Origin of the sequence: Campylobacter sp. CFSAN093238 (genome assembly GCF_012898015.1) — a bacterium.
GTDB classification, from domain to species: Bacteria; Campylobacterota; Campylobacteria; order Campylobacterales; family Campylobacteraceae; genus Campylobacter_D; species Campylobacter_D jejuni.
Window position 1 is genome coordinate 701790 of sequence record NZ_CP040611.1, and the last position, 20513, is coordinate 722302.

Sequence of the window (20513 nt, forward strand, 5' to 3'; positions counted from 1 at the left end):
GTTTTACTTGAGATTTTTAAATAAAATGCTTCCGAGTCTTACCAAGTTGGATCCGCATTTTATAGCAATTTCAAAATCATTACTCATCCCCATAGAGCAAATCTTAGCCCCATGTTTTTGAAGAATTTCATAAATTTTAAATGTAGTTTCAAAGCTTTTTATAATATTTTCTTTATCTTGACTGTGTGATCCTATGCTCATTACGCCACAAAGATTTAAATTAGAGCATTCTTCTTGTATTTGTAAATATTCTTCTACGGCTTGATTTGGATCTAAACCGCTTTTGCTATTTTCATTTGCACTATTGATTTCTAATAAAGTATTTAATTTATAATCAAGTCTTTTGTCCATAGCTTTAGCTATTTTAATACCATTGCAAGAGTGCCATAATATAGGTTTTTGTTTGATTAAGAGATTGATTTTGTTGCTTTGTAGCGTTCCTATAAAATGCCACTTTATGTCTAGTTTTTTTTCATCAAGATTTTCTTTTTTTTGTGCTAGAGCTTGGACTTGATTTTCTCCAAATTCTACTATACCTTGATCAAAAAGCTTTTCAATTATACTTGCATCGACATACTTGCTTGCGGCTACAAGACGAACGTTTTTGGTTTTTTCTAAAATTTGCTCTAAAGTCATTTTGATAAAAAATAAGCCCTATTTAGGGCTTATTTTATTGTAATAAATTAGCAATTTTGCTTTGAAGCTGCATGTTGGATTGCGCAGCAACAAAAGCAGCAGCATTTTCTTTTAGATAATTGGCATTAAAATCATTGACATTTTTTGCCATGTCATTATTTAGTAAATTATTTTCAGCTGCTTTTGAGTTGATGCTATTTTGAACACTTGCATTAATATTTGATGTGATGGCATTGATACCTGAGCCTATTTCACTTCTTAAACTTCCAAGTTGATCCATAAAATTTGTAATACTATCTTGATTATCTATGCTTAATCCATCTGTTGCTAATGGATTTAAATTTGTAGTTTCAGTTCCGCTACCTACTACAAAATTCATAGTTTGAAAGACATTTTTTCCATTATAAGTTGCATTATTAAAAGAATCATTGATGGATTCTTGTATGCGTGTTGCTTCTGTTCTTAGCATTCCTTTTTGAGAATCATTAAGTGCAGCATTGTTCATTTTTACTGAAAGTTCATTAAGTCTATCTGCGCTTTGAGAGATATTGGTAAGGCTAGCATCTGCAATTTGTAAAACCCCTATAGCATCATAAGCATTTGCGACACCTTGATCTATAGTGCTTGATTGAGATCTTAAAGAATCAGCAATAGCTAAATTAGCACTATCAACTCCACTTATTGCGCGAACAGCTGCAATATTTTCTAAAGCTTTATCGCTAGCTTTTTGTGCATTATTTAAATAATAATTTTGTTGCATCATAGTTGCATCAGAGATCATCATGGCCTACTCCTTCTCTTTTGGATTTATTTAATATTTTATCATTTTTTTGCTATTTTAAAGCTTAAGAAATATAAAAAAACTTGCATTATCAAGATGATTTTAATCACCACTTCACTTGCATTATGGATGCTGATAAATTCTTGAGTTTTTGTAGTGTTTTCGCCTAAGTTTTGGAGTTCAATTATGGTATTAGTAAAATAAAAAACAAATATTAAGCTTAAAATCAAAATAAGCAAACTCAGCATAAATTTTGAAAATTTTATTTGAAATTTCATTTCATCTTTTATAAGAGAATAAATTTCATATAAAAAATTAACCACTGAAACAAAAATCAGCAAATATCCCATCTTAATAAAAATTTGCGTCATCATTAAGCCACTTTGAAAATGGCTCAACACTCCTTCTCCTATAAGATTTTGAGGAAAAAAAATTGTTGGTGCAACAACTATTCCTAGTATGAGTTCAATCCCTATGATGGAGGCAAGTAAAAATAAATTAACAGCTTTCAAGAGTTTCTCCTTTTATTTTTTATCATAACGCATATTTGTAAATTTAGCTACAAAAGCACGATTATAACCTTGTTCATCTTTGAAAAAATCAACAATGAAATTATTTTGATATAAAATTTTTTCCAAAATTTCTTTTTGATCATAGCCAAATTCGCAAGCTAAAAATTTAACTTTTTTATCAAGGGAAAAATGTATGATTTCTTCTAGAATTTCATATCCTTTTTCTCCTCCAAATAAAGCCTCTTTGGGTTCTTTTTGCACCCAAATATCTATAGGATATGAATTTTTAATATAGGGTGGATTTGAAAAAATAAAATCATAATTTTCTTTAATTTGCTTAAAATTACAAAGTTTAAAGTCAATCAAGTGATCGACTTTGTGTAATTTGGCATTCTCTAAAGCTAATTCTAAGGCTTTGGGATTGATATCGCAGGCTGTGATTTTTAACCCAAGTTCTTTGGCTAAAATAATGCTTAAAATTCCACTTCCAAATCCTATTTCTAAAATCCCATTAAAAGTATTTTTTTTGCATAAATTTAAAATTTGAAAAAGTAAAATTTCACTATCGTAGCGAGGGATTAGAATGCCTTTTTTTATCTTAAATTCTAAGCCCCAAAAATCCACTTTTTCAAATATATATTCAAAAGGTTCTCCAGATTTAAAACGCCTTATAAGCTTAAAATAAGGTTCATGATCTATTTGTATATCTTGGTTTAAAAATAACCAAGCTTTATCTTTTTTTAGATATTCACAGAGTATAAATACTGCTTCATTTTCATAACCTTTTAAGCTAGATTTAGCTTCCATAAGAGCATTTTTTATAGTCAAGAAAGAGCCTTGATTCTATCACTAATACTTGGATGGCTGAGATAAAAAAATGCATATATTTTACTTGTTTTGATAAAAGCTTTATTTTCTCTTGCTAGGGCTATCAATGCATTTTTCATATCTTCTTTGCTTGTAACTTTAGCTCCGTGTTGATCAGCCGCAAATTCATTTTTTCTACTTAAGGCATTAAGCATAGGAGAGATTAAAAAGTTAAAAATATTTGCCAAGATAAATAAAAGAGCAAACACACCGCCATTTACTCCTTCTAGATGACTTTCTAAGTAAACAAATTCAGGTAAATTTGCAAAAACAAAAAAAAGTAAAAACATAGTTATAGCGCCGTTAAATAAAGCTTTGATAATATCCTTATGAACAAAATGTCCAAGCTCGTGTCCTAAAACAGCTAAAAGTTCTCTTTCATTTAAGGCTTTTAATAATGTATCAAAAAGCACCACTCTTTTGCTTTTAAAAAGTCCACCAAAATAAGCATTTAAACGCTTATCTCTTTTGCTTGCATCAATAACATAAACCCCATTTGCACTAAACCCGCATTGTTTCATTAAAGAGCTGATTTTTTTCAATAAATTTTCATCGTCTAGTTTTTTCATTTTATTAAAAATAGGTGCTATTAAGGTAGGGTAGATGAGATTTATAATCACTATAATACAAAAGGCAAAAATAAAGGCCGCAATCCACCAAAAAGTTCCAAAAAAATCATAGCAAAAAAGCAAAGCATAAAGGATTAAAAATCCAAATATTAAAGTTAAAATAAGACTTTTCATAGTGTCTTTGATAAAAAGTTTTACAGTCATATTTGAAAAACCATGGGCTTTATCTTTGATAAAACTTTCATAAATACTTAAAGGTAGATTTAAAATACTTGTGATTATTAAAAAAGATAATAAAAATAAAGTATTTTCAAAACGAGTGTTGTTTAAGATAAGCAATTCTTTAAGATATAAAAATCCAAAACCTATCCATGCAATATTGATGATTAAATTATAAAAATTGGAAAATAGTTTAAATTTTTCATTTTCGATGGCAATATCTGCTGCATTTTGATAGTCTTTTTCGCTTAAAATTTGAGCTTGTTTGTCTTTTTCTCTTTCTAAGAAACGAATTTGAGCATAGGAAATCCAAGATAAAAGTGCTGTGTAAAGACATAAAATTGCAATTAAAGTCATTATTTTTCCTTGATTGGTTTTTTTGCGAATTCTAGCTTAAAATAATGAAATAAAGTTAATAGTTTAAAATCTAAAATAATATTCTTTTCAACTAAGTTGGTGTATATTTATAAAAAAAGGATTAAAGAATGTTTTTTAAGAAAAAGATTTCACAAAAACAAAAAGAAAAGCCTAAAATTCCAATCAATGATGTGATTTTAGATGACAGACTTTGTAAGTTTAAAAATAAAGTGCAAAAGATAAGCAAAGATGAAGCTTCGGCAAGTCTGCTTGCTAGACAATTAAGCAGACTTATCAGAGCTAATAAATTTTAATTTTGACATTTTTTCTTAGGGCGAAAAACCTTAATAACTTCATCATTTGCTTCTATATAAGCACCTTCTATCAAATCGATACAGTAAGGTATAGCCGGAAAAACAGGCTCTAGGCATTCTTTTATAGCCTTAGGATTTCCTGGTAAATTAATGATAAAAGATTTATTGCGAATTCCTGCACTCTGTCTTGAAAGTATAGCTGTTGGGACATATTTTAAACTTTCTAAGCGCATAAGTTCTCCAAAACCTGGCATCATTTTATCACACACGGCTTCCGTGGCTTCTGGGGTTACATCACGAAGTGCTGGACCTGTACCTCCGCTTGTAACAATCAAATCGCATTTTTTTTCATCTGCTAGATAAAGTAATTTTTTAATGATCAAATCATAATCATCGGGGATTAATTCTTTATGATAAATAATATCATTTTTTATATATGAATTTAACACTCTTTCAATTTCAGCAGTGGCTTTATCTTCGTATATACCACTACTTGCTCTATCGCTTAGGGTTAAAATTCCTATGTTTATTGTATCCATTATTTCTCCTTAATAAATTTTTATAACCATCCTTTTTTCTTGAAAACAACCAAAGGTAAAATGATAGAAATTACCATCACGCCAAGCACTATGGGATAAGCATAGTGAAGTTCAAGTTCGGGCATGAATTTAAAATTCATACCATAAACAGTTCCTATTAAAGTAGGTGGCATCATGGCAACAGTTGCAACGGTGAAAATTTTAATGATTTTGTTTTGTTCTATGTTGATTTGGCTGGCTAAAATGGTTTGGATATTATCTAAGATATTAAGTTGCGAAACACTAAATTCAACCAAAGAATTTAAGTCTTTTAAAACTATAGTGAGATTTTGTTTTATATCTTTATCGATTTTATCGCTTTTCAGCAAAGAAGTCATAGCGCGACGCTTATCAAACAAAGAATCTCTTACGCGCATATTAAGCTCTTGTAAACTTGAAATATCCTTTAGCATTTCATCATAACTATATTCATCTTTTTTTTCTAAAACACTTGTTCTTAAGCGTCTTGCTTCTTTATCTATCCATTCTAGTAAATCTGCATCTTTTTCAACGCGCACTTCAAACATTTTATCAATAATATCAAAACCATCTTCAAAATTCTTTGGACTAGCTAAAATCCTTGCTTGAATTTCTTCAAAAGTGCTAAATTCGTTATATCTTATAGTAAATAAGATATTTTTAGCGGTAGCAAAAGTAACAATTTCTGTGCGAAGCTTGATTAAATTCCTATCTTCTTCATCACTTTTAAGATCTCTTACTAAAAAATGAGCATTGATGGTTATTGTCGCATTATCTTCCCAATATTTTGCGCTAAGTTCTATTTCTTCCCTTTCTTCTTTTGTAGGAAACTCAAGATTAAATTCACTTGATATAAAAGCAATTTCTGCTGCACTTGGATGAAGTAAGTCAATCCATAAAATATTTTGCGGTAGTTCTTGACTATCGAGATTAAAATTGATTCTTTGAACTAAAGCATTTTGAGTTTTGATATAAATATAAAGCATGATCGCTCCTTGTTTATGACTTTAAAATTATAACCTTGTTTGCTTAAAAATTAACTTGTTTCTAAAATGTTTCTAAAACTCATTAAATTTCCAAAATATTTTTTGAAAGGAAAAAAATGAGTAAGAAATTTTTCTTAAGTTTAGGTCTTGTTGCTTTATTGTTTTCAAATTCACAAGCTATTGATGAGAATTTGATTAAAGCTGCGCAAGCAGAAGGTAGGGTAAATTCTTTAGCTATGCCTGATACTTGGGCAAACTGGAAGGATACTTGGGCAGATCTTAAAAATCTTTATGGCATAGAACATAGTGATACAGATATGAGTTCAGCTCAAGAAATTGCTAAATTTAAAGCCGAAAAGAAAAATGCAAGCGGTGATATAGGGGATGTAGGGGCTTCTTTTGGAGAGATAGCGGTTAAACAAGGAGTGGCTCAGCCTTTTAAGACAAGTTACTGGGATCAAATTCCAACTTGGGCTAAAGATAAAGATGGAAATTGGCTTTTAGCTTATACAGGAACCATAGCTTTTATAGTCAATAAAGATGTAGTAAAAGATATACCTAAAACTTGGCAAGATTTGCTTAAGGGAAATTATAAAATTACCTTAGGTGATGTAAGTGTAGCGGCTCAAGCTGTGAGTGCAGTTTTGGCAGCTAATTATGCCTTAGGTGGGGATGAAAAAGATTTAAGTCCTGCTTTAGCTTTTTTTAATACTTTGGCCAAACAAGGAAGACTTGTAAATAATGATGTAAGTATAGCCAATCTTGAAAAAGGTGAAGTTGAAGTGGGTTTAGTTTGGGATTTTAATGGTTTAGGCTATAGAGATAAAGTGGGCAAAGATCGTTATGAAGTTTTAATCCCTGCTGATGGTAGTGTTATTTCGGGTTATACAACTATTATCAATAAATACGCAAAACATCCAAACGCAGCTAAATTAGCCCGTGAGTTTATACTTTCTGATAAAGGACAAATCAATCTAGCAAAAGGTTATGCAAGGCCAATAAGAATTGATCATATTACCTTGCCAGATGATATAAAAGCCAAACTTTTACCAAGTGAGCAATACAAAAATGCAAGAGCAATCAAAGATCAAAAAGCTTGGGAAAAAAGCGCTAAAGAACTACCACAACTTTGGCAAGAAAAAGTTATAGTGGATATGAAATAAAGGAGATTGGATGAAAAAGGTTATTTTAACAAGTGCTATGCTTTGCAGTGTTTTATTTGGAGTTCAAGAGTATGAGGCCAATTTAGCAGGGCATATTATCATAGATTCTAAAAGTACAGTAAAACCTCCTAAGGATGCTCCTGATTTTTTTAAAACTTATGGGAAATTTGCAAATATCACTAGAGAAGAAAAAATTGGAACTTTTAAATCTAAGGGAAACAGGGAAACAGATTTTTATTTACCTTTTAAAAATCAACCTATACAAGGACATAGTGGGATAAAATATATTTCAAAAAAAGATGTTTTTTGGGTAATTAGCGATAATGGCTTGGGTAAAAAGTATAATTCTTATGATTCTATGCTTTATGCTCACGAGTTTAAATTTGATTTTAAAAACTCAAAATACGAACTTTTAAAAACAGTTTTTTTTAAAGATAGTGATAAAAAATACCCCTATCCTATAACCACCGAAACAACTAAAGAAAGGTATTTAAGTGGGGCTGATTTTGATACTGAGAGTATACAGGTTATCAATGATGAATTTTATATAGGTGATGAATTTGGTCCTTATTTGCTTCATTTTGATAAGAATGGGAATTTGAAAGAAGTTTTTGATGTGTATGTGGAGGGTAAAAAACTTATTTCTCCTGATAATCCAAGTTTAAAATTTAGCGATAAGCCTGATGGAGAAAATGAGAAATTTAATATCAAGCGTTCTAAAGGCTTTGAAGCTATGGCAAGCTCTAAAGATGGTTCTAAACTTTATTTGCTTTTAGAAGGAAGCATTTATAATAACAACGCTTATGAGAATGAAAAAGGTAAAGAATATCTAAGAATCATAGAATTTGATGTAAAAAATAAAAAATTCACTGGAAAAACTTATAAATATTTCTTAGAAGATAAAAGCCATTCCATAGGTGATTTTAACATGATAGATGATAAATACGGCATCATCATAGAAAGAGATCAAAAAGAAGGCACTAAAGATAAGGCTTGCAAAGAAGGTGAAGATACTAAGCATTGTTTTAATAATGTAGCTCAATTTAAAAGAATTTATAAGGTTAAATTAGATGATAAAACTCATGAAGCTCAAAAAATTTCTTATATAGATCTTTTAAATATTAAGGATAGAAATAAAATTTCTAAAAAGCCTTTGGTAAATGATAAATTTGTTTTTCCTTTTGAAACCATAGAAGGTGTGGATATAGTAGATGACTCTCATATAGTTATAGAAAATGACAATAACTTTCCTTATTCTTCAAGTAGAGAACCTAATAAGACTGATGATAATGAGTTTATTTTGCTTGAAGGAAAAGATTTTTTAAAGAGTAAATGATGTCCAAAGTTATTTTAGTTGTGCTTGATGGCTTAAATTGCAAAAGTGCTAGTATAAATATGGGATATTTAAATGCGCTTTGCAAAGAGAATTTAGGCAAATTTTATTCTTTAGAATGCGAACTTCCTAGTATGTCTCGTCCTTTATACGAGTGCTTATTAACAGGCGTAAAGCCTGTTTTAAGTGAGATAATTAATAATAAATTGAGTTTTTCAAAACAAACAAGCATTTTTGACCTTTGCAAAGAACAAGGCTTAAAAGCTGGAGGCGCAGCTTATCATTGGGTTTTTGAGCTTTATAATAAAAAAGAATTTATTCCTTCTTTACATCGCCACATAGAAGATGAAAATTTAACTTTGCCTTATGGACATTTTTATTATGAAGATGATTATTTAGATTCTCATTTATTTGCAGATGGGGAGCATTTAAGAAACAAATATAATCTAGATTTTACTCTTATACATTCTATGAATATAGATGATGCAGGACATAAATTTGGCTCACACTCTATTGAGTATGCTAATAAAACCAAAAAAGTTGATATTTTGATTTCTGAGTATTTGCCTACTTGGTTAGAACAAGGTATTAATGTAATCATCACAAGCGATCATGGTATGACAGAGGGTAAAAGTCATGGAGGCTTAAGTGAAGATGAAATTTTAGTGCCTTTTTTCACTTTTGGTAGTGCTTTTTCGTATGAAAATGCCAAGATAAAACAGGATGAAATTTGTGGCAGTATCTGTGAAATTTTAGGACTTAAACACGATAAGAGATATAATGATGAAATTTTAAAGGCCAAAAAATGAAAGAAAAATTTCTAGCCTTTTTAAGTATTTTACCTTTTTTTATAGTTTTTACTTTTTTTATGATAGCACCTTTGATTTGGATTGTTTTTAATGCTTTTTATGTAGAAGAGGATGAAATTTATTCTTTAGCCAATTTTATACATATTTTTGAGTCCAAATTCTATCTACAAAGCATTATAAATTCTTTACAAATCAGTTTTATTTCTAGTATTTTTGGACTTTTAATAGGGCTTTTGGCGAGCTATTCTTTATTTGTTTTAGCTCCATCAAAAATATGTAAATTTCTTTTTTCTTTAAATACCATGATAAGTAATTTTTCAGGAGTTCCTTTAGCTTTTGCTTTCATTATAGTTCTTGGAAGCAATGGTGTAGTTAATGTGTTTTTGAAGAATTTAGGTATAGAGCCTTTTGTTAGTGTTTATGCTAATTTCGGGGTAAATATTGTTTATGTGTATTTTCAAATTCCTTTGGCGATCTTGCTTTTGCTTCCAGCTTTTAAAAGTCTTGAAAATTCACATTTAAATGCTTGTAAAATGTTAGGTGGAGGCAATTTTTTATATTGGTTAAAAATAGCTTTGCCTTTGCTCGCTCCTGCTTTGTTTGGTGTTTTTGTGATTTTATTTGCCAATGCTTTTGGAGCTTATGCGACTATTTATGCTTTAAGTTCGGGAAATTTTAATGTCGCTCCTGTAAGAATCGCTGCTTTAATTGCAGGCGATATCAATCTTGATCCTTATATGGCTAGTGCTTTAAGTATCATTATAACTATTATCATGCTTGTTGTTACCTTTATAGCCAATTTCCTTTCTAAAAAATATAATTTTAAGGTGCTTTAAATGAATGAAAATTTGAGTTTAAAAGCTAAAATTTATCATTATGCAGTTTTGTTTTTGGTTTTTTTGTTTTTAGCTTTGCCTTTAATGGCTACTTTTTTATATTCTATTTCCACTTCTTGGGGTGTAAGTGTTTTGCCTGATGATCTTACGCTTAAATGGTATCAAGAACTTTTTCATGACGAAAGATTTTTACTTGCTCTTTGGCATTCTTTGCTTGTTTGTGTGGGCAGTATTTTACTTTCTGTGATTCTTGTTTTTCCTTTGGTTTTTGTGCTAAATTATTATTTTTTAAAATTAAAAGCCTTTGTAAATATACTTATTATCATGCCTTTTGCTGTACCTCCTATAGTTAGCTGTGTGGGGCTTTTGCAACTTTATGCTGACAATATAGGAGGCACAGCTTGGATACTCATTTTTACTTATTTTACTATAGCTTTGCCTTTTATATATAGGGCTTTAGATAATGCTATGTCTAATGTCAATTTAAATGAACTCATCGCATCTAATGCTATGCTTGGAGGTTCTTTAATGGGAGCGATTTTTAAGCTTGTCTTGCCTAATTTAAGAAATGGAATTTTGGTGGCAGTTTTTTTAAGTTTTTCTTTTTTAATAGGCGAATTTTTATACGCAAATATTCTTGTAGGAAGTGCTTATGAGACTTTGCAAGTTTATCTTTATAATATCAAAAATCAAAGTGGGCATTATTCTAGTGCTTTGGTAATAGTTTATTTTGTGTTAATTTTTATAACAACTTTTATAGCTAGTTTGATTAAGGAGTAAAAAATGGCTTATTTAAAGATTAAAAATTTTAAAAAAGCTTATGGGGATAAAATTATTTTTGAAGATATTAATTTTAGTGCTAAAAAGGGTGAGTTTATAACCCTTTTGGGCCCAAGTGGCTGTGGAAAATCCACTCTTTTAAGGTGTATAGCAGGGCTTAGCCAAATTAATGGAGGAAAAATTTCTTTAAATGATAAAGATCTTACTAAATTAAGTCCTCAAAAAAGAAATATAGGTATGGTTTTTCAAAATTACGCTCTTTTTCCAAATCTTAACGTTTTTGAAAATGTAGCTTTTGGTTTAAAGATCAAAAAAATGGATAAAAAGGACATAGAAAAAAGAGTGAAAAAAATGTTAAAACTCGTCGAGCTTGAAGAATACGCTAAAACTTATCCACATAAGCTTTCAGGCGGACAAATGCAAAGAGTGGCTTTAGCAAGATCTTTGGTGACTAAACCTGATTTACTTTTGCTTGATGAGCCTTTATCGGCACTTGATGCTAAAATTCGTAAGCATTTAAGGGTGCAAATTAAAGAAATTCAAAAAGAACTTGAACTCACCACTATTTTTGTAACGCACGATCAAGAAGAAGCTTTAGAGTTATCCGATAGGATTATTTTAATGAATGAGGGTAAAATCATACAAAATTCCAACGCAAACAATCTTTATCTTTTGCCAGAATCTCATTTTGTGGCTAGCTTTATAGGAAATTACAATATTTTAAGCCCTAAAGAGCTTGATAGCTTGGGTTTAAAACACGATTTTAAAAAAGATATAGCCTTGCGTCCTGAAACCATAGAAATTTCTAACGAAGGCTTAGAGGCTAAGATCAAAGAAAAATCATTGCTAGGTAATATCATACGCTATAGGGTTAGAGTGCAAGAAATTGAATTTAAGGTAGATACTTTAAATTTTAGCACTCATAGTACTTATGAAGCAGGTGATAAAATCGCTTTAAAATTCAATCTTTCTTTAGCAAAAGAGTTAAAATGAAGCTTGTTTTATTTGATTTAGATGATACTTTAATACAAGGCGATAGTGCTAAACTTTGGCTTAAATTTTGTGTTGAAAAAGGTTTTTTACCTCAAGAATATTTAGAAAAAATCGTTTTTTATCAAAAACAATATCAAGAAAAAAAGCTTGATATGGATGAATTTATGACTTTTTTTCTTCAAAGTGTTAAGGGTAAAAATGAAGATAGAATTTCATCTTTAGTAGATGAATTTATAAAAATTTATATAAAACCTTATGAAAAAGCTAAAGAACTTATAATCAAATATCAAGATCAAAGGTGTATTATAATTTCAGCTACGGCTGAATTTTTAGTTAGAAAAATCGCCTCTTTTTTGGGAGTGAGAGAAAGCATAGCCATAAAATGTGAGCGTGTGGGTGATAAATTTAGTGGAAAAGCTTACGGGATTTATAGCTTTAAGGAAGGCAAGGTTTTAAGACTTAAGGAATATTTGGGTAAAGATTATGAAAAATGGATGAAAGATTCTTATTTTTTTAGTGATTCTATCAATGATTTACCTTTACTAGAGTCTGTTAGCAAAGCCTTTGTATGTAATGGCGATGAAAAAATTTTAAAAATTGCAAAAGAGAGAAAATATGAAATTTTAACTTTTTAAGCTATAAGCGTGAAAATTCACGCTTATTCTAATTCATATTTTTTAATTAAAGTATCATAAAATCCATCAGTTTTTGCTTCATCTATGCCTTTGTTAAATATTTCAATAATATCTTTTTGTTTATTTTTATCAAAAGCAAAACTAAAGCCTTCTCCTCCATCTGTTTCTTGGTAGAAACTTACCAATTCTGGATTTTCAGCTAAAAAACCTTTAGCAGTATCTTGATCAGCTACAATAGCATCGATTTTGTTGTTTTTTAGTGCTAAAACAGCTATGTTTAAATCTTTATTGCTTTGTACTTGTGCATTTTTGATAGCTTTTGCAGTATTTTCTTGTAAAGTTCCTAATTGAACTCCTATTTTTTTGCCTTCTAAATCATTTTTTGTTTGAAGAGAGTCGTTGTTTTTTAGCTTAAGATAAAGATTTTTACTCATATAGTAAGGTTTGGTAAAATCAACACTTTGTCTTCTTTCATCAGTTGCGCTCATAGCTGAGGCAATCATATCGATTTTGCCAGCTTTTAAAGCAGGAATCAATCCATCGAAATTGGTTTCAACCCAAACAATTTTAATACCATTTTTTTTGGCAATCTCTTCAACCAAATCAGTATCAAAACCTGTAAGTTTTGAGTTTTCTTTATAATTAAAAGGTTTATAATTTGGAGCAGTTCCAACCTTTAATTCTACACTTGCATTTGATTCTTTATTTTTAGAATCACTACAAGCACCTAAAAATAAACCAACTAAAGCAACTAGAGCAATGCTTAATATTTTTTTCATTTTTTTCCTTTGATATAAAATGTTTTAAAATTATACTTATTTTAAATTTATATTTAATTAAGTCTGGATCAATTTTTAGAAAAGTTATATTAATGTTGTGCTTTTAGATGATATTTAAATAATTATAAAAGTATTTTTTTAATATTTAAAATAAAATTTTATTTAAGAATATATTAATATAAAATTTGTTAAATTTTCATTAAATTTAAATATTGAAGAATAAAATATCAAATTAATATTTTATAATCAACTCAGGATATACGGGATAGTGTTGCAAATGATCAATTTGCGATAAATCAAAGGGATTTTATTTTAGTGAGAAATGAGATGAAAAAATATTTTAATATTTTTAAAATTTTTACAAATAAGACAAATGCAAAATTTAGCTTGGGCGTTTGTAGTGTGGTTTTATCTTCTTCGGTTTGTTTTGCGGCGGTTCAGGCTACAAGCAAGGATGGAAAAATTTTTATATTTCTGAACATTCTTTTAAGGATAATCAAGTTTATGATCCTCAAGCAGAAATTTTTAAAAAAATTAATGGAAAAAATTTCTATGCTTCTAAGTCAAAATACCCTATATCAAATTTAACTATGATTTATAATAACCCTAAATCTGGAAATAAAAATTTATCCAAGCTTGAAATTTTAACTCCGGATACTTCAAAAGAAGAGATCATAACAGCTTTTAGCACTTTAGGAACCGTATCTTCAGATACTCAAGCTGTTCCTAGTTCTTTTATACCTTTTATTGTAACAGCTTATGCTCAAAATACAAATGCAACAAATAATAAACTTATATTAGAAAATGGAGAATTATCTTCTGTGTATTTTTGCAAACCAAGCATAGGGGATTGTGGAGTACCTAATAATTCTCAAAAAGGCGATCGTTTTAAGTATTTAATTACTGCGGCGTTTACTGACAGGGAGGGGGATTTAACAATCAAACCATTTTAAAAGAAAACTCCTATATCAATAATGGGTGTAGAAAATATCTACACCTTGCCCTTAAATGGAGCTCCTTATATTTCAGGATCTGTAGCTTTTGATGGTGAAGCTAAAGACAATAAATTAATCTTAGAGTCAAATACAAAAATTGACCTTCATAATTCCCAGTATTTTTCAGATGAAGAAGGTAAGGATATTTATGATGAAAGAATTACTCGTTTAATGGGAGCTTTTGGCATAAATTCTAATTTACAAAACAATAAAGTTCTTATCGATTCAGCCAATATCGTCCTTCATGGGCCAGATGGTGAGTATACAGCTCGTTCGACCTTTGAAATTTTAGGTGCTTTAGCTGATGTAAATAATCTTAAAAAATACAATGTAAGTAAAAATTCCGTAATAATTAAAAATTTAAATTTAGATTTAATGGTAAATTCGCAAAATAAAATAACTTTTTATGATGCTGTTTTATTTGGAGAAATTTACGGTGGAAGAACATTACAGGGTAATGCAGAGAAAAATTCTATAGAAGTTTATCATTTTAACTCATTAGATCATCTTGATAAAAACATTAAAACACATGCATCGTTAAACCTCTATGGTGGGTATTCTAACGATGGTGAAGCTAATGGAAATAAAATTGTATTTCGTCTTAAAAAACCTTTAAAAATCAGTAATAATTTTTATGGAAAAAATTATTACAATCTTTACGGAGGTTTTGCTACGGAGGGTGCGAATTTTAATATTATTGATATACAAAATGATTTAACCTATGAAAAAGTTCCACAAAATTATTCTGATAAATTTACTGTATATGCAGCTAGAACTTTAAGTGGAAAAGCAAATAATAATACCTTAAGTATAAAAGATTCTGTTATTTCATTGCCTTTATATGCTTTTATTACAAGTGAAACTACGCTAGATGGTATAGACTATATCGCTGATGAATCAAACAATAATGAAGTAAATTTTGAAAATATTAAATCATCTAAAAATTTAAGTTTGATGATCAATGCTAAAAATGTTTCAAATAATAAAATAAATTATAATCTCATTCAGAGTTTAACCGAAGCGAGTTCTTTAGGAAAGGGCTCAAAAATTATTTTAAAAGCAACTCAAAATGCAAACAACAATCTTATAAAGCTTAAAGATTGTTCTTCGGCTGCCGTGGAAAGTTCGTGCATCATAAAAGCAGATAAAGAAAGTGCTTTTAATAAAATCATCATCAACAACACAGTTTTTAGTACTGCCTCAGATAAAAGACAAGGTTATGTGGGGTTGATAGCTGGAGTGTCTGCAAATTCTCATGATAATATCATGGAGCTTGTTAATTTAAATATAGATGAGTATAAAAATCAAGATGCTATATTTTTAGCTCCATCTGGAACTTCGGATATTTCAAATTTTAAATCTTATAACAATACTTTATATTTAGGTGGAGAGTTAAATTTCTTTAAAGATGTAAATATCGATTTGCTTTCTGGTTCTGTTTTTCATGAAGTAAATAAAAAAGGCAAAATAATCACTCAAATTCTACCGCATCAAGAAGATTTTTCTAAAAATAATCGTTTGATTATAGATACTCAAGATGTCAAATCAGAAGTGGTAAATAACTTTGAAAATTTTACTTTTATTTTATCAAATAAAATAAAAAATCCTATCTTGACTATAGAAAAACTTATAAATCTTCCTTCAAATGGAAGTATGGAAATTCTTACTAAAAATAAACCAACAAAAGGAAAATATATTCTCATACAAAGTGATGTTGGAATTTATGATGGTGACAATAGATTGTTAAATCAACAAGAATTAGAAAATTTGTTAGAAAAAATGAAAAATAATAAAAATAAATTTAATTACAACAAGATAGAAAAGTTGGCTAAAAGTACATTGAAAAATGTAAATTTTAGCTTTGAAGTTTCAGATGATGCAAAAATAATTTATATCAACATACTTTAAAGGAGAGTAACATGAAAAAGATGAGTAAACATATAGTTTTATCATTTGCGGTGAGTTCTTTGCTCTTTTCTCAAGCTTATGCTTTGCCACAAGGAGGTAAATTCACTCATGGTACAAGTGGGACTATCCATACCTCTGGCAATACTGTAACGATTACAGGAAAAGGACAAAATCATGTTATCCAATGGGGTGGCGGTTTTAATATAGGACAAAATGAAAGTGTAAATTTTAACGGCAAAAATCAAAACTACCTAAACATTGCTTATCAAAAAGATGCTTCTAAGATAGACGGAGCTTTAAATAGAGGGAATAACAATATCTTTTTAGTTAATCCTATGGGAGTTTTGATTGGCAAAACAGGAACTATTACTGCGGGAAAATTTGTAGCTAGCACAACAGCTTTAAGCGATGATAATGTCAAAACTTTTTTAGAGAAAGGAGCTAGTTTCTCTCCGGCATTTGATGTAAGCAAACAAGGAAATATTATAAATCTTGGAAAGATCAATGCAGATAATATTGTTTTAATAGGAAATAAGGTTGAAATCAATAAAGGAAAAATTACTTTGGATGTATTAAAACTTGAAGGTAATAAAGTTTATGTTGATGCTGGAGTGGTAAAAGATACAAAAAATATCGTAGCCAAAGCAGAGCAAGAAGTTATCATTCAACAAAGCATAACAAGTTTTGAAGAAAATGGAGCTTTATTGGGTAATTCTAGTAGTAAATTTAGTTTTGATGATAGTAGTAAAGTTAAAAACTGGACTAAATATGGAAGTATTGCGGATGCAACAGAATGGAATAAATTTGCTGATTTTTGGAATGTAAATAAAGAAAAATTTAGAACAGCTTTTGATCATTTTCGTTTGATTGATGATATTGATTTTAGTGGCGTGAAAACATACATAGTAGGTGATAATACAAGCAATGCTTTTGCTAAATCTTTCGATGGTTCTGGTTATGCTTTAAAAAATGTTAATATTAATTCATCAAATCAATATGTAGGAATTTTTGGAGTTGTTCAAAATAGCTATATAAGAAACCTTAATATTCAAGGATTGAAAATTGCTTCAACTGGTTATGATGCTTATGTTGGAGGTATAGTAGGGCAAAATATTGCAAACAGTTATACGGGTTTTGAAAATGTGACTGTTAATGATCTCGTTATTAATACAGCTGTAAATACTAAAGTTGGCGGAATAATAGGCTGGGGAAATGGTAGTGGAGGGAATAACACTATCAATTTTACAAATGTTGCTATTAATAATATAAGTATAGTAGCAAAAGAAGGTTCTTATGTGGGTGGCATAGGCAGACAAATTGATGGTGGTAATTTTAATAATGTTGTGGTTAATGACATAGAAAAACTTATAACTTCTGGGAATGATAGTAAAACAGGAGGATTTACTGGAAAAGTTGGAAATTTAAAGATTAATAATGCTTACTTATTTTTATAAAAATGGAGCAATTTTGAGCGCTGGAAACTATAAAACACAAGCTGGAAAAGTTATTGGTGATCCTGGATTAGTGTAAATAATAATTTTAGTAATATTTATGTTTATCATAATTTAGAAAATGGTTACATTGATGAAGGACAGAATTTTTTAAGTCTGTGCAATATAATAATGAAGTAACAGAAAAAAAAGATTTTGATAGTGCTGTAAGAAAGAAATTTAACGATATAAAATATCTTGATAATAATTCTTATGCTTTTGCTGATTCTTTTACCAAGGTAACAGATGCTGTGAAATTATCCAAAGACGACTTTGACCCTAAATTGCTTCAAAGAATTTTAGATGATTTGATGAATGGAAAATACACTTATGATTTTGATACCAAAACTTGGATTTACGCAGATAGCAAGGGTGTGGCAGGGGAAAATGAAGCCAGTGAGATCACTCAAAGTTTAAATTTCTTAAATACATTTAAAGATACTGGAGTAGAACAAGAATTTTTAAAGTTATGGCAAGGTTCGCAAGAACAAAGTTATAAAAATTATACCAATCTTTATGAAAAATGGACGCAAAAGAAAACTGCTATGGATAAAATCAAAACCGGCAAAGGTTGTTTCGCTAGTTTTAAAGAAGAATTACAAAAATACCAAGAAGCCTTAGCTCAACTTGACAAAGAAAATAAAAACTATGAAAAAATCAAAGAATCAGGCTTAGTTAGCGATGAAACGCTTAGAGTTATGTATGCAAAACTTTTAGAACAAAAAGAAGCTCTTGAAAAGCAGTTTGCGGATCTTAGTGGAAATGAAGGATTTCACTATAAGCTTGAAAATGAGATTCTAAATTCTCAAGGTTTTGCTATAAATGGAAGCGATGTAGATGGTAAAGTGTACACTGGAAAATATAATTTTGAAGGAAAATTAGCCTCATTGCCAGAAAAATCAAATATATCTATCTATGAGCCAGATAAACAAAAAAAAGAGGGAGGGGGTGAAGATCCAGACAAACCTTCTGTATTGCCGCCTGAAATTCCTGAAAAGGTTGTAGAAGCTCCTATAAAAATTCAAACTAAAGTAGACACAAAAAAAAGAAGATGATGATCAAGTGGACATAGGAGAAGCAGATGCTAGAAGTAGTGGTTTGCGTTGTATTGTAAGTGATAATTTTAAGACAATGAACATTTGTGTAAATGCAAAATAGGAAATAAAAATGAGAAATTTAATCTTATTGCAAGTATTTTCACATGCTGAAGAGCTAAATAATAATAAAATAAGAGAGCTTATAGAAAGCTCTTCTGAAGCAAATGGACTACAAAATAAAAATTAAAAAATACATTAAAAAATCAAAAAAGCCCTGTAAATTTTAAAGAGCAAAATACTACAAATATTGCAAATTTACAAACTGATCAAAATGAAGCTAAGGTTTTTGTAAGAGAGTATGTTTTGCATATCGATAATAAAGATTTGACATTTAAAAAATTAAGAATTAGCGAAAAATAAATTCAAGATGCAATAGCTGAATATCGCAACCAAGAATTAAGCTTACAAATTTTAAAAGATATAACAAACATTATAGCTTATTATTGTCAATTAAGTAGCCATCCTTCGGCAACTGCTTATATACCACCGCAAGATTTAAGTTCTAACAAAGTGCAAATTAACATAGCTTTTGGAACTTTTAGGAAAAGTAATCATTAAAAACAACTTAGGTGTCAGAGATTATGCTTTAGAGAGTAAATTGAACAAAAATCTTAAAGGGAAAGTTATCACAACTAAAAATGTGGAAAATGAAATTTATAAAATCAATGAAATATACGGAATCCAAACCAATGCTAATTTACAATCAGGTGATGGTTGTGGAGAAAGCGATGTTATTATAGAAGTAAACAAAGGCGAGATAGTGTAACTTTAACTTTATATTCTAACAACTATGGGACTAAAGAAACAGGTCGTTTTAGAGCAGGAATGAGTCAAAGTTTAAACAATATAGCAAGATAAGGGGATAACTTAAATTTTTATCTTCAAGATAGTGATAAAAATCAAACAGATTATGGGATTAATTATAGTACTTTTATAGGGAATTTAAAAATTACTCTATTTGCAACTCAAGAACATTATATTCCTGGCAGAATTTATAGAAATCTTAGTTTTTATAGGGACTCTATGAATGTTGGAGTAAATTTTTCTTATCCTGTGTTTTTATATACTGAGTATTCTTTATATCTTGTTTCGGGTTTTACTCATAAAAAGATTAAAGATTATTATCTTGATGGTTTAGTAAGCAATGAAAAAGCGAGAAATAGTGTAAATTTGGGCATAGAAAGAACTTATAGAGGTTTGGAGAATAATGTCCTAAGTTATACTTTAAATTTTATATATGGTAATGTTGAAAATGATGGTGATTTTTCTGGATTTAATGGAGTAAATTTAGGAAATTTTGGAAAAATGAATTTAAATTTAAGCAACAAATATCAATTCTAAGAACGCTTAACTCACATTTTTCAACTTAATTATCAAAAAGTTATCAGCGATGCTGTTTTAGATAGTAGTGAATCCGTATCTTTAGGTAGACCTTGTGGTATATGTGTTTGTTTAGAAGGTGAGGGAAGTGCGGATAATGTTGTTTCTGGCGCCTTGGGAATAAGATTTCAAACACCTTTAGAAGGGCTTTACTCGACTCCTTTTTATGATATAGGGTATTCTTGGTATGAAAATAAAAAATATTAAAGTGAAAATCATTATCTTATGGATGCAATGGGTATACAAATACTCTATACAAGAAGTGCTAATTTTTATGTAAAAATGGATGCTGCAAGAGCTGTTCATCGGTTTAAACACGATGGAGAACATCGAGCAAGAGTTTATGCAAGCCTAGAAAAATACTTTTAACTTTGGGGTGATTGGAAAATCCCCCCCCCCCCATTTTTAAACCCACCAAATACTTATATAAATACTTACACAAATATTTATACTATTTAATCCTTTGTTTAATACACTTTTAAGTTTAATTGGTTATACTTTCATTTCCTTTTTTTGA

General features: G+C 29.4%; 22 protein-coding genes and 1 pseudogene. 15 read left to right on the forward strand and 8 right to left on the reverse strand.

Annotated elements, in window-relative coordinates; translation table 11 throughout:
• Positions 1-3: 3 nt before the first annotated feature.
• Genes FBF21_RS03715 through FBF21_RS03735 form a run of 5 tightly spaced genes read right to left on the reverse strand, consistent with a single transcriptional unit; the run spans position 4 to position 3941 of the window.
• Positions 4-636 carry a YggS family pyridoxal phosphate-dependent enzyme gene (locus FBF21_RS03715; protein ID WP_002852054.1) on the reverse strand — a complete coding sequence of 211 codons (633 nt, stop codon included), beginning with the start codon at positions 634-636 and terminating at the stop codon, positions 4-6.
• A gap of 34 nt (positions 637-670) precedes the next feature.
• Positions 671-1420 (reverse strand): flagellin C, encoded by a 750-nt coding sequence (flaC, locus tag FBF21_RS03720; RefSeq protein ID WP_002867846.1) that lies wholly within the window; start codon positions 1418-1420, stop codon positions 671-673.
• A gap of 38 nt (positions 1421-1458) precedes the next feature.
• Positions 1459-1929, reverse strand: a complete 471-nt coding sequence (locus FBF21_RS03725; protein WP_002869833.1) for a DUF4149 domain-containing protein — start codon at positions 1927-1929, stop codon at positions 1459-1461.
• 12 nt (positions 1930-1941) lie between these two features.
• Positions 1942-2757: a HemK/PrmC family methyltransferase gene (locus FBF21_RS03730; RefSeq protein WP_002869834.1), complete on the reverse strand. Its 816-nt coding sequence runs from the start codon at positions 2755-2757 to the stop codon at positions 1942-1944.
• Positions 2754-3941, reverse strand: coding sequence for a M48 family metallopeptidase (locus tag FBF21_RS03735; RefSeq protein WP_002869835.1), 1188 nt, complete (start codon positions 3939-3941; stop codon positions 2754-2756). The genes FBF21_RS03730 and FBF21_RS03735 overlap by 4 nt, the downstream gene beginning before the upstream one ends.
• Positions 3942-4069: 128 nt before the next feature.
• Here FBF21_RS03735 and FBF21_RS03740 point away from each other — a divergent pair, with 128 nt between their 5' ends.
• On the forward strand, positions 4070-4255 hold the full coding sequence (locus tag FBF21_RS03740; RefSeq protein ID WP_002825403.1) for a hypothetical protein: 186 nt from the start codon (positions 4070-4072) through the stop codon (positions 4253-4255).
• Here FBF21_RS03740 and mog read toward each other — a convergent pair.
• Together mog and corA are read right to left on the reverse strand one after the other, a co-directional pair.
• Entirely contained in the window at positions 4252-4794 is a 543-nt protein-coding gene (gene mog / locus FBF21_RS03745; RefSeq protein ID WP_002842823.1) for a molybdopterin adenylyltransferase, read from the reverse strand. The two genes, FBF21_RS03740 and mog, sit on opposite strands and share 4 nt — an antisense overlap.
• A 20-nt stretch (positions 4795-4814) precedes the next feature.
• Entirely contained in the window at positions 4815-5798 is a 984-nt protein-coding gene (gene corA / locus FBF21_RS03750; protein WP_002799370.1) for a magnesium/cobalt transporter CorA, read from the reverse strand.
• Positions 5799-5914: 116 nt separating this feature from the next.
• Here corA and FBF21_RS03755 point away from each other — a divergent pair, with 116 nt between their 5' ends.
• The 7 genes from FBF21_RS03755 to FBF21_RS03785 are packed head-to-tail and all read left to right on the forward strand — an operon-like array spanning position 5915 to position 12347.
• Positions 5915-6961, forward strand: a complete 1047-nt coding sequence (locus tag FBF21_RS03755; protein ID WP_002842824.1) for an extracellular solute-binding protein — start codon at positions 5915-5917, stop codon at positions 6959-6961.
• 10 nt (positions 6962-6971) lie between these two features.
• The gene (locus FBF21_RS03760; RefSeq protein ID WP_002842826.1) at positions 6972-8297 is read left to right on the forward strand and encodes an esterase-like activity of phytase family protein; all 1326 of its coding nucleotides are present in this window, start codon (positions 6972-6974) and stop codon (positions 8295-8297) included.
• Complete coding sequence (locus FBF21_RS03765; protein WP_072222991.1) at positions 8294-9103, forward strand: alkaline phosphatase family protein; 810 nt, start codon at positions 8294-8296, stop codon at positions 9101-9103. The genes FBF21_RS03760 and FBF21_RS03765 overlap by 4 nt, the downstream gene beginning before the upstream one ends.
• Entirely contained in the window at positions 9100-9939 is an 840-nt protein-coding gene (locus tag FBF21_RS03770; RefSeq protein WP_002784190.1) for an ABC transporter permease, read from the forward strand. The genes FBF21_RS03765 and FBF21_RS03770 overlap by 4 nt, the downstream gene beginning before the upstream one ends.
• Positions 9940-10719, forward strand: a complete 780-nt coding sequence (locus FBF21_RS03775) for an ABC transporter permease (RefSeq protein WP_002781812.1) — start codon at positions 9940-9942, stop codon at positions 10717-10719.
• Positions 10720-10722: 3 nt separating this feature from the next.
• Positions 10723-11712 carry an ABC transporter ATP-binding protein gene (locus tag FBF21_RS03780; protein WP_002776579.1) on the forward strand — a complete coding sequence of 330 codons (990 nt, stop codon included), beginning with the start codon at positions 10723-10725 and terminating at the stop codon, positions 11710-11712.
• A complete protein-coding gene (locus FBF21_RS03785; RefSeq protein ID WP_002781807.1) occupies positions 11709-12347 on the forward strand; it encodes an HAD family phosphatase in 639 nt (212 codons plus the stop codon). Before FBF21_RS03780 ends, FBF21_RS03785 begins: the two co-directional genes overlap by 4 nt.
• A gap of 23 nt (positions 12348-12370) precedes the next feature.
• Here the strand turns inward: FBF21_RS03785 and FBF21_RS03790 are convergent, their stop codons facing one another.
• Positions 12371-13126, reverse strand: coding sequence for a basic amino acid ABC transporter substrate-binding protein (locus FBF21_RS03790; protein ID WP_002854837.1), 756 nt, complete (start codon positions 13124-13126; stop codon positions 12371-12373).
• Between the two features lie 327 nt (positions 13127-13453).
• Between FBF21_RS03790 and FBF21_RS03795 the strand changes: the two are divergent.
• The 7 genes and pseudogenes from FBF21_RS03795 (at position 13454) to FBF21_RS03830 (ending at position 20365) form a co-directional block, all read left to right on the forward strand.
• Positions 13454-14171: pseudogene (locus FBF21_RS03795) on the forward strand (hypothetical protein).
• On the forward strand, positions 14101-16029 hold the full coding sequence (locus FBF21_RS03800) for a hypothetical protein (protein ID WP_002870266.1): 1929 nt from the start codon (positions 14101-14103) through the stop codon (positions 16027-16029). Before FBF21_RS03795 ends, FBF21_RS03800 begins: the two are co-directional and overlap by 71 nt.
• Positions 16030-16040: 11 nt before the next feature.
• Positions 16041-17483 carry a filamentous hemagglutinin N-terminal domain-containing protein gene (locus tag FBF21_RS03805; RefSeq protein WP_002874703.1) on the forward strand — a complete coding sequence of 481 codons (1443 nt, stop codon included), beginning with the start codon at positions 16041-16043 and terminating at the stop codon, positions 17481-17483.
• 155 nt (positions 17484-17638) lie between these two features.
• Positions 17639-18574: a hypothetical protein gene (locus FBF21_RS03810; RefSeq protein ID WP_002870269.1), complete on the forward strand. Its 936-nt coding sequence runs from the start codon at positions 17639-17641 to the stop codon at positions 18572-18574.
• Positions 18575-19214: 640 nt separating this feature from the next.
• Entirely contained in the window at positions 19215-19382 is a 168-nt protein-coding gene (locus tag FBF21_RS09165) for a hypothetical protein (protein WP_002864369.1), read from the forward strand.
• Positions 19383-19639: 257 nt separating this feature from the next.
• Entirely contained in the window at positions 19640-19957 is a 318-nt protein-coding gene (locus FBF21_RS09170) for a hypothetical protein (protein ID WP_002858604.1), read from the forward strand.
• A gap of 264 nt (positions 19958-20221) precedes the next feature.
• On the forward strand, positions 20222-20365 hold the full coding sequence (locus FBF21_RS03830; RefSeq protein ID WP_164071403.1) for a hypothetical protein: 144 nt from the start codon (positions 20222-20224) through the stop codon (positions 20363-20365).
• Positions 20366-20513: the final 148 nt, after the last annotated feature.